The organism is Clostridium sp. TF06-15AC (assembly GCF_003481165.1).
In the GTDB taxonomy this organism is placed as follows: domain Bacteria; phylum Bacillota; class Clostridia; order Lachnospirales; family Lachnospiraceae; genus Otoolea; species Otoolea fessa.
In genome coordinates this window covers 1-428 of record NZ_QUKS01000012.1, presented here as the reverse complement: position 1 = coordinate 428, position 428 = coordinate 1, and the positions used below count along the sequence as shown (strand labels likewise).

The window sequence follows — 428 nt, the reverse complement described above, 5'->3', positions numbered from 1 at the left end:
GGCATATGGTATAATATAAACGTGGAAAAAGATATATTTACTATTAAGAGAAATACACTTTCATATGGTAGAGGATATGTGTATTCTTTGCAATATCATCTTGTCTGGTGCACGAAATATCGAAAACAGGTTCTGAAAAATGGGATAGACGCAGAATGTAAAAAAATGTTGTATGGACTTGCGGAGGAATACAAATTTAAGATTCTGGCGATGGAGGTTATGCCAGATTATATTCATTTACTTCTGGATTGCAAACCACAATTTTTTATATCAGACATGATAAAGATTATGAAGGGGAATCTGGCACGTCAGTTGTTTCTTTCACATCCGGAATTAAAACAGGAGCTATGGGGAGGACATTTGTGGAATCCATCCTATTGTGCAGTCACCGTAAGTGACCGAAGCAGGGATCAGGTAGTGGCATACAT

At 37.1% G+C, this 428-nt stretch carries 1 protein-coding gene; it reads left to right on the top strand.

Going from position 1 to position 428, the window contains the following annotated elements:
- Window positions 1-33: 33 nt before the first annotated feature.
- On the top strand, window positions 34-428 hold a 395-nt coding region (gene tnpA, locus DXC57_RS15175), incomplete at its 3' end, for an IS200/IS605 family transposase (RefSeq protein ID WP_182457351.1).